The 12,331-nt window shown below is 69.8% G+C and carries 8 protein-coding genes; 1 reads left to right on the forward strand and 7 read right to left on the reverse strand.

The genetic code is table 11. The features are described 5' to 3' along the window. Positions 1-197 precede the first annotated feature (197 nt). Both ACIHAO_RS13430 and ACIHAO_RS13435 read right to left on the reverse strand, forming a co-directional pair. Entirely contained in the window at positions 198-2,309 is a 2,112-nt protein-coding gene (locus ACIHAO_RS13430) for a 3-hydroxyacyl-CoA dehydrogenase NAD-binding domain-containing protein (RefSeq protein ID WP_396557510.1), read from the reverse strand. Further along, positions 2,309-3,541 carry a thiolase family protein gene (locus tag ACIHAO_RS13435; protein WP_340683236.1) on the reverse strand — a complete coding sequence of 411 codons (1,233 nt, stop codon included), beginning with the start codon at positions 3,539-3,541 and terminating at the stop codon, positions 2,309-2,311. The genes ACIHAO_RS13430 and ACIHAO_RS13435 overlap by 1 nt, the downstream gene beginning before the upstream one ends. A gap of 185 nt (positions 3,542-3,726) precedes the next feature. Here ACIHAO_RS13435 and bla point away from each other — a divergent pair, with 185 nt between their 5' ends. Then, complete coding sequence (gene bla / locus ACIHAO_RS13440; RefSeq protein WP_396557513.1) at positions 3,727-4,647, forward strand: class A beta-lactamase; 921 nt, start codon at positions 3,727-3,729, stop codon at positions 4,645-4,647. A 121-nt stretch (positions 4,648-4,768) separates the two neighbouring features. On the opposite strand, the gene ACIHAO_RS13445 is transcribed toward bla, so the two are convergent. From ACIHAO_RS13445 to ACIHAO_RS13465, 5 genes are all read right to left on the reverse strand, one after another. Continuing rightward, complete coding sequence (locus tag ACIHAO_RS13445; protein ID WP_396557704.1) at positions 4,769-5,356, reverse strand: D-alanyl-D-alanine carboxypeptidase family protein; 588 nt, start codon at positions 5,354-5,356, stop codon at positions 4,769-4,771. 404 nt (positions 5,357-5,760) lie between these two features. After that, on the reverse strand, positions 5,761-7,374 hold the full coding sequence (locus ACIHAO_RS13450) for an allophanate hydrolase (RefSeq protein WP_396557515.1): 1,614 nt from the start codon (positions 7,372-7,374) through the stop codon (positions 5,761-5,763). Beyond that, positions 7,371-10,937, reverse strand: a complete 3,567-nt coding sequence (gene uca / locus ACIHAO_RS13455; protein WP_396557517.1) for an urea carboxylase — start codon at positions 10,935-10,937, stop codon at positions 7,371-7,373. Before uca ends, ACIHAO_RS13450 begins: the two co-directional genes overlap by 4 nt. After that, on the reverse strand, positions 10,934-11,545 hold the full coding sequence (locus tag ACIHAO_RS13460) for an urea amidolyase associated protein UAAP2 (protein ID WP_396557519.1): 612 nt from the start codon (positions 11,543-11,545) through the stop codon (positions 10,934-10,936). Before ACIHAO_RS13460 ends, uca begins: the two co-directional genes overlap by 4 nt. Continuing rightward, positions 11,542-12,324 (reverse strand): DUF1989 domain-containing protein, encoded by a 783-nt coding sequence (locus ACIHAO_RS13465; protein ID WP_396557521.1) that lies wholly within the window; start codon positions 12,322-12,324, stop codon positions 11,542-11,544. The genes ACIHAO_RS13460 and ACIHAO_RS13465 overlap by 4 nt, the downstream gene beginning before the upstream one ends. Positions 12,325-12,331: the final 7 nt, after the last annotated feature.

Below are 12,331 nucleotides of genomic sequence, written 5' to 3' on the forward strand. Positions count from 1 at the left end.
CCAACGCGCGGCGCCGTGTGACGATCGTCGCCGTCGCGGTACGCAGCTCGCCTCCCCGGGGGATGGCCGGGGAGGCGAGCTTTTCGAACAGACGCTAAGTGTTCATGAAAACGCGGTTGTTCGCCACGAAATCCACGAGAAACGCAAAAAGCCACCGCCTGCGATCAAAAGATCGCCGACGGTGGCCTTCGCGGAGGTCAGGAGAGCGGAACGCTCGCCACGCCCGGAGCCAGGAACGGCTTGCCGTTGACCTTCTCGGACACCCCGGCCCGGTCCAGGTACGGCGTGATGCCGCCCAGCCAGAACGGCCAGCCCGCGCCGAGGATCAGGCACAGGTCGATGTCCTGCGCCTCGGCGACCACGCCCTCGTCGAGCATGATCCGGATCTCCTCGGCGATCGCCGCCAGCGCGCGGTCACGCACCTGCTCGGAGGTCGACGGCGAGTCGCCGCGCTGCCAGAGTTCGGCCACCTCGGGATCGACGGTGGCGTTGCCCTTGTCATCCCACTGCCAGACGCCCTTCTTGCCCGCTTTGACGAAGCGGTCGAGGTTTTCGCTGACGGTGAACCGGTCCGGGAACGCCTCGTGCAGGGTCTCCCCGACGTGCAGGGCGATCGCCGGGCCGACCAGCTGCATCAGCGTCAGCGGCGTCATCGGCAGGCCGAGCGGCTCGAGCGCCTTGTCCGCGACCTCGAACGGCGTGCCCTCGTCGACGGTCACCAGCACCTCGCCGAGGAATCGCAGCAGCAGCCGGTTGACCACGAACGCGGACGCGTCCTTGACCAGCACGCTCGACTTCTTGAGCTGCTTGCCAAGCGCGAACGCCGTCGCCAGCGCGGCGTCGTCGGTCTTCTCCGCGCGGACGATCTCCAGCAGCGGCATCACCGCGACCGGGTTGAAGAAGTGGAACCCGACCACGCGTTCCGGATGCTTGAGCTGCGACGCCATCGCGGTGATCGACAGCGACGAGGTGTTCGTCGCCAGGATCGCCTCGGGGGAGACGTACTGCTCCAGGTCGGCGAAGACCTTCTGCTTGACGCCCAGTTCCTCGAACACCGCTTCGATCACGAAGTCGGCGTCGGCGAAAGCGGCCTTGTCGAGCGAGCCGGTGACGAGTGCCTTCAGCCGGTTCGCGCCGTCCGGCGAAACCCGCTTCTTGGCCAGCAGTTTGTCGATCTCACCGTGCACATAGGACACACCCTTGTCGACGCGTTCCTGGTCGACGTCGGTGAGCACCACCGGCACCTTGAGGCGGCGGACGAACAGCAGCGCCATCTGGCTGGCCATCAGGCCCGCGCCGACGATGCCGACCTTGTTCACCTTGCGCGCCAGCGACTTGTCCGGCGCGCCCGCCGGCCGCTTGGCCCGCTTGTTGACCAGGTTGAACGAGTACAGCCCGGCACGCAGCGTGTCGTCCATGAGCAGTTCGGCGAGCCCGTCGGTCTCGGCCGCGTAGCCGCGGTCCAGATCGTTCTCGCGGGCCAGCTCCAGCAGCTCGACGGCCTTGGTCGCGCCGGGCGAGGCACCCTTGGTGCGTCCGTCCACAATGGCCTTGGCGCGGGCGATCGCGGCGTCCCAGCCCGCGCCGCGGTCGATCTCGCGGCGGGCGGGGGTGATCTCGCCGTTGACGACCTTCGCCAGCCACAACAGGGACTGCTCGAGGTAGTCGGCCGAACCGAAGACCTCGTCGACGATGCCGAGCTCCGCCGCCTGCGCGACCTTGAGCATCTTGTTCTGCGCCAGCGCGTTCTCGATGATCACGGTGACCGCGGCGTCCGGGCCGATCAGGTTCGGCAGCAGCTGCGTGCCGCCCCAGCCCGGGAACAGGCCGAGGAAGACCTCGGGGAACGCGATCGCGGCGGTGTTCTCCGAAAGCGTGCGGTAGTGGCAGGAGAGCGCGAGTTCGAGCCCACCGCCCATCACCGCGCCGTTGACGAACCCGAACGTCGGGATCTCGGTCTCGGTGAGGCGCCGGAACACGTCGTGCCCGGTCTGCGCGATCTCCCGGGCCAGCGCCGGATCCGCGACCGCTTCGACACCGGAAAGGTCGGCGCCGACGGCGAAGATGAACGGCTTGCCGGTGACCGCGATCGCGGCGGGCTCCGCGGCGAAGGCGGTGTCGATCGCGGCGTTGAGGCTCACCAGGCCCTGCGGGCCGAAGGTGTTCGGCCGGGTGTGGTCGTGGCCGTTGTCCAGGGTGATCAGCGCGACCGGCTTGTCGAGGCCGGGCACCTTCACCAGACGCGTGACCGCGTTCGTGACGACCTCGTCGGGGAAGGCGGCTTTCGCCTGCTCAGCGGTGAAAGTCATTACTTCGCCCCCTCAAAGGCCGGGTTCTCCCAGATGACCGTGCCGCCCATGCCGATACCGATGCACATGGTGGTCAGGCCGTAGCGCACGTCGGGGCGCTCGGCGAACTGGCGCGAAAGCTGCGTCATCAGCCGGACACCGGACGAGGCGAGCGGGTGACCGCAGGCGATCGCGCCACCCCACTGGTTGACGCGGGGGTCGTCGTCGGCGATGCCGAAGTGGTCGAGGAAAGCGAGCACCTGGACGGCGAACGCCTCGTTGATCTCGAACAGGCCGATGTCGTCGATCGACAGACCGGTGCGCTTGAACAGCTTCTCGGTGGCGGGCACCGGGCCGATGCCCATGACCTCCGGCTCGACCCCGGCGAAGGAGTAGCCCACCAGGCGCATGCCGATCGGAAGGCCGAGTTCGCGGGCGGTGTCCTCGTCGGCGAGCAGGGCCGCGGTGGCGCCGTCGTTGAGACCGGCCGCGTTGCCCGCGGTGATCCGGCCGTGCGGACGGAACGGCGTCTTCAGCCCGGCGAGCTGCTCGACGGTGGTGCCCGGACGCGGCGGCTCGTCTTCGGTCGCGAGACCCCAGCCGAGTTCCTTCGAACGGGTCGCGACCGGGACCAGCTCGGGTCCGATCTTGCCGGTCTTCACGGCCTCGGCGTACTTCTCCTGGCTGCGCGCGGCGAAGGCGTCGGTGCGCTGCTTGGTGATCTCGGGGAACCGGTCGTGCAGGTTCTCCGCGGTCTGGCCCATGACCAGCGCCGTCGGGTCGACGAGCTTGTCGGCGATGATGCGCGGGTTCGGGTCGACGCCCTCGCCCATCGGGTGGCGGCCCATATGCTCGACGCCGCCGGCGATGGCGATGTCGTACGCGCCGAAGCCGATGCCGCTCGCGGTGGTGGTGACCGCGGTCATCGCGCCCGCGCACATGCGGTCCAGCGCGAAGCCGGGCACCGACTTGGGCAGGCCCGCCAGCAGCGCGGCGGTGCGGCCGATGGTCAGGCCCTGGTCCCCGATCTGGGTGGTGGCGGCGATCGCCACCTCGTCGACGCGTTCGGGCGGCAGCTCGGGATGCCGCCGCAGCAGTTCACGGATGGCGTTGACGACGAGGTCGTCGGCACGAGTGCCGGCGTACATCCCCTTTTCGCCTGCCTTGCCGAAGGGCGTTCGCACCCCTTCGACGAAGGCGACATTGCGTACCGACCGCGCGTTCGGCGCGAGCGGTGTTGCTCCTGCGGCCACGAATGCTCCTGAAGTAGAGGTAGTCCTGACCGCACCCTAGCCCCGGTTACCCGTCGGTAACCAGGATGGTGGCCCGGTCGAGTGGGGGAAGGCACACTCCCGGGGTCACCCGCCTCGGCCGCTTGGCCGATCCGGGGGCGGTGGGGAAGTTGCTATGTTCGACGTGATCAGGGGGAGGGATCACGATGACATCGCCGGGGCCGGCCGTCACCCGTCGCGCGTTGCTGGGGATGGCGGTCCTGGTGCAGCTGGCCGCCTGCACTCGCGGGACGCCGCCTCCGAGCCCTTCGGCCCCTCCTCCGCCGCCCCCGCCTTCACCTTCCCGGCAGTTCCACGACCGGTTGATGGAGCTGGAGAAGAAGTTCGACGCCAGGCTCGGCGTGTACGCGCTCGACACCGAAGGCGGCGGCACGGTCGAACATCGCGCGGACGAGCGGTTCGCGTTCTGCTCGACGTTCAAAGGCGTCGCGGCGGCCGCCGTCCTGCAGCGCAACCCGTTGTCGCATCTGGAAACCCGGGTCAGCTACTCCCGGGATGACCTGATGAAACACGCCCCGGTCACCGGACAGCACGTGGCCACGGGCATGACGATCCGCCAGCTGTGCGACGCCGCCGTCCGGTTCAGCGACGGCACCGCGGGCAACCTGCTGCTGCGGGACCTCGGCGGTCCCGCCGCGCTGACGGCGTTCACGCGCAGTCTCGGCGACACCGTCACGCGGATGGACCGGGTCGAACCGGCCATCACCGAGGCCACCCCGGGCGACCTTCGCGACACCACGACTCCGCGCGCTTTCGCCGCCGACTACCGCGAGATCGTGCTGGGCGACACGCTGACGGCCGACAAACGCGACTTCCTCCGCGACCTGCTCCAGCGCAACGCCACCGGCGCCGACCGGATCCGGGCGGGCCTGCCGTCCGGCTGGACCGTGGCCGACAAGACCGGGACGGGCGCCTACGGCACGTTGAACGACATCGCCGTCGTATGGCCGCCGGCCAAAGCGCCGATCGTGCTGGCGATCATGTCCAGCAAGGCGGCCAAGGACGCACCGTACGACCAGGCGCTGCTCGCCGAGGCCGCGAAGTACGTGGCCGAAACCCTCACGTGATCGGACGCGTAACTCGCGTGTCTGGAGGCGCGACTCGCGTGATTGAAGACGTAACTCGCGTGATTGGAGGAGTTACGCCTTCGAACACGCGAGTTACGCGCCCGATCACGCGAGTTACGCGTTAGTTGCCGGTGGCGCTGGGGAGCAGGGCGGGGCAACCGCCGGTCTTGTAGGTCGGGTCGTACTCGAAGTGCCACTTCTCGTTGTCGTAGCGGCGGCACCAGCCGAGGGCGCCACCGTTCTTGTCCACCCACGCGGCCGAGTTCAGCGGCTGGATGTCGACGGCGATTCCTTTGACGTGCATGGACGTCTCCGGTTGCAGCGCCCACTTCTTGGCCTGCTCCACGGAGCCGAACCGCTCGACGGCCTTGTCGAACTCGCGCTGCTGCTGGGCCCGGCTGCGCTTGCCGTCGTTCACGCAGAGCGTGATGTTCTGTGCCTTGGCCTTGGCACGCATGGCGTTCCACGCTTCGATCACGTCCGGACGCATACCGAAGGTGTCCTCGTCGACATAACGCTTGTCGACGGCGCACGTCGGCCCGCTCTCCGGGCCGGGGACCTCTTCGAGGATCGCGAGCGGGTGCCCGTTCACCGTCTTGACGGCCACGCCGGTGGCTCCCAGCGTCACCATCGTGGCCCCGACGAGACCCAGCGCCACGAGCACACTGATCGCGGTCCGGCGGCTGGAGGGAGAGGTGGTCGGCACCACCCCGAAGCTACCCAGTGTCCGGCGGGGCGCCACGGTTTGTGAGGTTGTTCCCAGAACCGCCCGGAAGGCCAACCGAATCGGAAAACGACTGGTGGGAGGTCGTGAGCGGCGTTTCGGGTATCGAGGGGTACGGCAAAGGTGTCGGGTCGCGGGGATTCGCTCGCGGGCCGTGGGCGACCGTGCCGCGAAAGCCACTTTCGCGACGCCAGGCGTCGCGAAAGTGGCTTTCGCAACCTCCCGACTTTGCCTTACCCCTCAATAACCAAAGACCCAGAGGTGAAGGCGTCCTTCACCGCATCGGACGCGACGAAGGACGCCTTCACCTCACCACCGGCCCCACCCCACGACCACGCCACCTTTGCCGTACCCCTCAATAGAACCCGAAACGCCACTCACGACGTGACTCAGCGGCTCAGGTATCCGAGCCACCCGCCGTAGCCGGTGATGTCCTCGGCGCCCTCCACGGCCACCGGTTCGCAGACGAACCCGGACACCTCGCTCCCGTCGGCCAGCCGCACCTTCCCGATCGCCAGCGGCGCGGGAACGCCCGCCACGAACTCGCCGAAGCCGCTCAACGGCAGGTCCCACACCTCGGCCTCGATCGGTTCGCCACCCGAGGCGACCCGGACGAGACCGGGTTTGGGCGGCACGGTGTCCAGCGCGTAGAGCCGGTACTCGGCCGCCGTCGATCCGGAGAAAACGAACCGGGCGCCCCGCGAGGTCAGTTCGTGGTTCAGCGGCTGCCCGCGCAGATGGGCGCCGACGACGGCGATCCGTGTCCTTCGCGGCACCAGCCGGGCGACGTCGGCGAGGATCCGGTCGGCGTACGCGGGGCCGACCAGCATCACCCCGAACGGCAGCCCGCCGACGGTGCCGGCGGGCACGGCGAGCGACGACAGGCCCAGCAGGTTCGTCGAGTTCGTGAACCGGCCCAGTCCGGCGTTCACACCCAGCGGGTCGGCCTCGACCTCGGCGATCGTCGGGTGCCCGGTCGTCGTGGGCAGCAGCAGGCAGTCCACAGTGGACAACACGGCCGACGCCGCACGCGAAAGACCGTCGAGCGCGGCCAAGTCGGAGAACAACCGGTGCGCCGGGATGTCCTTCGCCGCACCGATGATCTGCCGCACGGACGGATCGACGGCAGCCGGGTGGGCGTCGATGAACTCGCCGACCGCGGAATAGCGCTCGGCCACGAAGGCGCCTTCGTACAGCAGACGCGCCGCGTCGAGAAACGCCGATATGTCGACAGTGACCAGCTCGGCTCCCGCGTCACGGAACTCGTGAGCCGCCGCGGAGAACGCGTCCGCCCACCCTTCCTGAAGGGGACCGAGAGCGTCCGGCACACCGATCCGCAAAGGACGGTGGACCACCGGAAGATCCCGCGGCTCGCTGAGACACGCGAAGGCCGCCGAAGCCTCGTCGACCGTCCGCGCGAACAGCGTCACGCAATCGATGCTCGCGCACGCGGGCACGACACCGGTCGTCGGCAGCAGTCCCCGCGTCGGCTTCAGCCCGACGATCCCGTTGAACGCCGCCGGGACCCGCCCGGATCCGGCGGTGTCGGTGCCGAGCGCGAGATCCGCGATGCCGAGCGCCACCGCGACCGCCGACCCCGAACTCGACCCGCCCGAAACGTAGGCCGGATCGATCGCGTTCCGGACCGCCCCGTGCGGACTGCGCGTGCCGGCCAGCCCGGTCGCGAACTGGTCCAGATTGGTCGTGCCGAGGATCAGCGCCCCGGCCGCCCGCAGCCGCGCCACCACGGGCGCGTCCTCGGCGGGCAGGTAGGCGTACTCGGGGCACGCCGCCGTCGTCGGCAGCCCGGCGACGTCGATGTTGCCCTTGACCGCGGCCAGTTTTCCGTACAGCGGCAAGGGTTCCCCCGCCGCACGACGGGCTTCCAGTTTTTCCGCGTCGGCGAGCACGTCCGACTCGGGACGCAGGTCGATCCAGATCTCGGGCCGGTCGGCCCGCGCGATCCGGTGGTACGCGGCGCGCACCCGTTCCAGCACACTCATCCCGCGCTCCTTCCCAGTACCACCAGCGGCGTGCCGGGGGCGACCTGATCGCCGGGGGAGACGAGCACCTCGACGACCTCCCCGGCGGCGGGCGCGGGGATCCGCGCCTCGGTCTTCATCGCTTCGAGGATCACCAGCGTCTCCGCCGGGTCGACCTTCTTGCCGGGTTCGACGTCCACCCGCCACACGGTCGCGGCGAACGGTGCCTCGACGACGTGTCCGCCGGGCGGGGCCTCGACCTTCGTGGTCGGGACCTTCACGCCGACAAGCTCGGGGCGCGGGTCGAATTCGCCCGCCGCCGCCCATGCCTGCCGCTCCGCCTCGAACGCCGCGCTCTGCTTCGCCCGGAACGACGCGATGTCGGCGGCGTTGTCGGCAAGGAACCGTTCGTGGCCGGCCAGCGCGAACTCGCCGTCGGTGATGTCGAGTTCCAGTTCCCCCGCCGAACTCTGAGCCCGAAGGTCGAGCAGTTCCTCGGCGGTCACCGGGTACCACGAGATCCGGTCGAAGAACCGCAGCAGCCACGGCGAACCCGGTTCGAACGACCCGCGTTGCCGCCAGCCGCTCCACACCTGCACGGTCCGCCCGACGAACTGGTACCCGCCGGGGCCTTCCATCCCGTAGATGCACAGGTACGAGCCGCCGATGCCGACCGAGTTCTCCGCGGTCCAGGTGCGGGCCGGGTTGTACTTCGTGGTGACCAGCCGGTGCCGCGGATCCAGCGGAGTGGCCACCGGCGCGCCGAGGTAGACGTCGCCGAGGCCGAGCACCAGGTATTCCGCGTCGAACACCGTGCGATAGACGTCGTCCACACTGGACAGACCGTTCACCCGCCGGATGAACTCGATGTTCCACGGGCACCACGGCGCGTCGTCGCGGACGCCCGCCATGTACCGCTCGATCGCCTCGCGTGTCGCCGGGTCGTCCCACGACAACGGCAGCCGCACGGTCCGGCTCGGCACGACGAGATCGGCGGTGCGCGGCAGATCGTGCTCCACCTCCTGGACGAGCCCGAGCAGTTTCGGCACCGGCAGCACGTCCGGGTCGACGTGGACCTGCAGCGAGCGGATGCCCGGGGTCAGGTCCACGACACCGTCGAGACCTTCCTTGGCCAGCCGATCGGCCAGGGCGTGGACCCGCATCCGCAGGGCCAGGTCGAGTTTCATCGGCCCGTACTCGATCAGCAGGTTGTCGTCGCCGCTGCGCCGGTAGGTGACTTCGGGGTTTTCGTCCGATGTGGACAGACGGCCGAGGATGCCGCCGTCGTCGATCGGTTTCCGGCTCGCCTCGACCGCGGTGTGGGGCGTGTCCCGCAAGGAAGAGGCATGCTCGGTGGTGATCGGCACGAATCGTACGGTGTCGCCCGGCCGCAGCTGGCCGAGTTTCCAGCGCTGCCCGGTCACCACGGTCGCCGGGCAGACGAACCCGCCGAGGCTCGGCCCGTCCGGTCCCAGCAGGATCGGCAGGTCGCCGGTGTAGTCGACGGCGCCGATCGCGTACGGCGTGTCGTGGATGTTCGACGGGTGCAGGCCCGCCTCTCCGCCGTCTTCCCGTGCCCAGCGTGGCCGGGGCCCGACGAGCCGGACGCCGGTTCGCGCGGAGTTGAAGTGGACCTCCCAGCCGGTGGCGTAGAACGTTTCGACGTCGTCCGGGGTGAAGAACTCCGGTGCGGCGTGTGGTCCCTCGGACGCGCCGATCTCCCAGTGCGTCGTGAAGACGGGGCGATCGCCTTCGGGAACCGCTCCGGTGACGGCGTTCTCCGGCTCCGGACCGGGGGAGAGCACGTCACCGGTCGCCAGCGCGCGCCCGCCGTGCCCGCCGAAGCCGCCCAGGGTGAACGTCGCCGCGCTGCCCAGGAAGTCCGGCACGTCGATCCCGCCGCGGACGAGCACGTACGCGCGGAGCCCGGCGGTGCCGGCGCCGACGTCGAGTACGCCGCCCGCGGGGACTTCGAGCGGAGTCCACTGTGGAACAGGCGAGCCGTCAAGGGACACCGGCGACGGCGATCCCGTGACGCAAACGATTGCGGCGTCGGTGAACTTCAGCGAGACACCGTCTACGGTGCACTCCAAGCCCGCCGCGCCTTCGGGATTGCCGAGCGCGCGGTTGCCAAGGCGCAGTGACAAATCGTCCATCGGCCCGCTCGGCGGGACACCCACGTGCCAGAACCCCAGCCGTCCCGGCCAGTCCTGGACGGTGGTCATCGTGCCGCCCCGCAGGACCTCGATCCGCGGTTCGGGATCGGTGATCGTGTCGAGTGTCGCGGTGTCGTGCGTGACCTCGCGCAGCCGCTGATCGGCGGCGACCGCGCGCAACTGGCCGAGGTTCGTCCGGACGCCGTCCACCCGGCTCTCGCGGAGCGCCTCGCCCAACGCGCCCAGCGCCTCCTCCCGGTCCGCGCCGACGGTGATCACCTTGGCGAGCAAGGGGTCGTAATGCGTCGTCACGTTCGCCCCGGCCTCGACCCAGGTGTCGACCCGGACGCCGTCGGGGAAGTCGGCGCGGGTCAGCAGACCCGCGCTCGGCCGGTGCCCGGCGGCCGGATCCTCGGCGTAGACCCGCGCTTCGACCGCGTGCCCGCGCGGCGCCGGCGTGGTCGTGAACATTCCGGTGTCGCCGTCGGCGAGCCGGAGCATCCACTCGACGAGGTCGATCCCGTACACCGCCTCGGTGACCGGGTGTTCGACCTGAAGCCGCGTGTTCACTTCCAGGAACGCGGCCACTTCCCGCCGCGGGTCGTAGATGAACTCGACCGTCCCGGCCGACCGGTAGCGCACCGATGCGCACAGGTCGACGGCCGCGGAGACCAGTTTCTCCCGCACCGCTTCAGGCAAGCCCGGCGCGGGGCACTCTTCGAGCACCTTCTGGTTGCGCCGCTGCAGGGTGCAGTCCCGCGTGCCCAGCGCCAGCACCTTACCCGCGCCGTCGCCGAACACCTGGACCTCGACGTGCCGCGCGCGGGTCACCAGCTGTTCGAGGAACACGCCTGAGGTCGAGAAGCTCTTGGCCGCGATGCTCTGCACCGCTTCCCAGGCGTCCCGCAGTTCCTCGGCGGACACGCAGGCACGCATGCCGATCCCACCGCCACCGCCGGTCGCCTTGAGCATCACGGGATAGCCGATCTCGGCGGCCGCCGCTTCTGCGTCGGCCAGGGTGTCCAGCAGCCCGGTGCCGGGCAGCATCGGGACACCGGCCTCGACGGCCTTCAGCCGCGCGGTGTGCTTGCTGCCGAACACTTCGAGCTGGTCCGCGGTGGGTCCGGCGAACCGGATCCCCGCCGCTTCCGCCGCTCTGGCGAAAGCGGCGTCTTCGGACAGGAAGCCGTAACCGGGGTGGATCGTGTCCGCCCCGGTCTTCAACGCGGCTTCGATGATGGCGTCGGCGAGGAGGTAACTCTCCCTCGCCGGTGCCGGGCCGAGACGGACGGCTTCGTCGGCAAGCCGTACGTGCGCGGCCGTACGGTCGGCGTCGGAATGGACGGCGACCGTCGGAATGCCCATCTCCCTGGCGGTCCGGATGACCCGGACCGCGATTTCCCCCCGGTTGGCGACGAGCAGCTTCACCCGGCACCGCCGGTGACGATCATCCGGACCGGCGTCGGGTCAAAGCCGTTGCACGGGTTGTTGATCTGCGGGCAGTTCGACACCAGGACCAGGACGTCGGTCTCGGCACGCAGCTTGACTTCCATGCCGGGCGCCGAGATGCCGTCGACGATGCCGAGCGTGCCGTCCTGTTCGACCGGCACGTTCATGTACCAGTTGACGTTGCTGACCAGATCCCGTTTGCCGAGGCCCCATTTGGCGCCTTCGGTCAGGAAGTTCTCGACGCAGGCGTGCTGGTATCGCGTGTGCTGGCCGTAGCGGAGGCTGTTCGACTCCTTGCTGCAGGCGCCGCCGATCGTGTCGTGCCGCCCGCAGGTGTCCTCGACGACGGTCAGCAGCGGCGCGCCCTCGCCGGTGCGCAGCACGCTGCCGGTGGTGAGGAAGATGTTGCGCTGCGCGGCGATCGTGGCGGCCGCGCTGTATCTCTTCGCCGTGTCGGCGGCGTCGTAGCAGAGGAAGTCGACGGCCTGGTTGCCGCCGAGATCGATGATCGCGAGCGTCTCACCTTCGCGGAGCACGGTGGAATACGGCGCCCGCGCGGCGACCTCGGTGTCGGAGATGATCGTCATGCGAGGCCCCTTGCGGTGAGGTAGTCGGCGGTGTTCTCGAAGGCGCGCTGGGCCTCGGGCGACGCGGTCCATTCAGGACTGTCCGGAGTGGACGGCGCGGAGCGCTGCGCGAGGACGCGCAGCGGCGTGACTGGGTAGTCCGTGCGCGGATCGAGCGGATGCGCCACGTTGGCGATCAGGACGACGACGGGGAGCTCCGTGCGCAGGACCACGGATTTGCCCGGACCGGCCGAACCGGTGAACGTCAGTCCGCCGCCGGCCTCCACGCGGACGCCTTGGAAGAAGGACAGGCTCGGCGGGAGATCGCGCGGCGTGAGGCCGTGTTTGGCCGCGGCGAGGGTGAACAGCGTTCTGCCGTCCACAGTGGACGTTCCGCAGAGGGCGTCGTGCTTGCCGCTCTCGTCGGTGACGACGGTCGCGAGCACCCGCGCCTGATCCGAAAGCAGCGCGATCGCCTCACCGAGGTAGGCGTTCCACTGGACCTTCACCGTGTCCGCGACGTTCAGCCGCTCCCAGGGCTGGTCGGCGTTGAACAGCAGCAGATGCGCGCAGGCGTCGCCCTCGACGTCGGTCAGCCGCAGTTCGGTGCCGCGGGCGAGGACCTTGTGGGTGTAGCCGCCGCCGGCGACGGTCTCGGCCCAGACCAGCTTCGCCGGGTCGATCCCGGGCGGCGGGTCCGGCCAGGTGGACGCGGGGATGGCGGGCATCGCTTCGGTCACCGTGCCCGCCTGGGCGCGGGCGTGGTCGCGAGCGCCGTACGTGGTCGATGTCGTGCTCATGGAACCT

This window comes from Amycolatopsis sp. NPDC052450, from assembly GCF_044547565.1.
Lineage (GTDB): Bacteria > Actinomycetota > Actinomycetes > Mycobacteriales > Pseudonocardiaceae > Amycolatopsis.